Source organism: Fictibacillus arsenicus (genome assembly GCF_001999465.1).
Lineage (GTDB): Bacteria > Bacillota > Bacilli > Bacillales > Fictibacillaceae > Fictibacillus > Fictibacillus arsenicus.
In genome coordinates this window covers 1-861 of record NZ_MQMF01000055.1, presented here as the reverse complement: position 1 = coordinate 861, position 861 = coordinate 1, and the positions used below count along the sequence as shown (strand labels likewise).

At 67.4% G+C, this 861-nt stretch carries 2 protein-coding genes; both read left to right on the top strand.

Going from position 1 to position 861, the window contains the following annotated elements; translation table 11 throughout:
• Positions 1-612 (top strand): oxidoreductase (locus tag UN64_RS21770; protein ID WP_486598930.1); only part of this gene is annotated, 612 nt, incomplete at its 5' end.
• The coding region (locus UN64_RS21765) for a hypothetical protein (protein WP_139343250.1) at positions 609-861 on the top strand (253 nt) is incomplete at its 3' end. The genes UN64_RS21770 and UN64_RS21765, both read left to right, overlap by 4 nt.

The following is an 861-nucleotide window of genomic DNA, read 5'->3' as shown; positions in this document are numbered from 1 at the left end:
GGGCGCCGGGCCATGGCGGCGGGATTCGACGGCGTCGAGATCCATGCAGGCAACGGCTTCCTCCTCCACCAGTTCCTCTCACCCCGCACGAACACCCGCACCGACCAGTACGGAGGCAGCCCCGAGGCCCGCTGCCGATTCCCGGTTGCTGTCATCGAGGGTGTCGTCGCGGCTATCGGTGCTGCCCGCGTCGGGTTGAGGATTTCACCAGGGGCCTCGATCACCTCCCTGCACGAGCCCGATCTGCTCACCCAGTACGGTCAGCTGCTGTCCCGGCCCGCGATTCGATCGCTGGCCTACCTGCATACGACCTCGACCAGTGCCCCCGAGATCATCGAGCAGATGCGCTCGCTGTGGCACGGCCGGTGGATCCACAACATGGGCACCGACCCCACCACACCTGCCAGCGAAGTCCTCTCCCGGGCCACGGCAACCCTCGCGCGCGGCGCTGACGCCGTCTCGCTGGGCCGGCTGTTCATCTCCAACCCCGACCTGCCCCGACGCCTGGCCACGAATGCGGCCCTGGCGGCACCGGATTTCACCACCTTCTACACCGGCGGCGCTCGCGGCTACACCGACTACGCGCCGCTGGAGACGGAGACCACCTCATGACACAGACACAAGAACAAGCCTCCATCCTCCGCATGTCCCACTGGGGCGCGCCCTTCGCCGTGTTCGGCATCGAGCAAGCCGTCGTGATTCCAGACCCCGAGATCCGCACCGAAATCCTCGATGCCGCGCAGCGACGAGCACTCAACGCCGAGACCGGGCACGTCCTCGGGGTGTTGATCCCGTTCGAAAGGGACGCACCCGTCACGACCTATCTTGGCCGGCCCAGCCCTCAACCTGACAGGGAGGCTG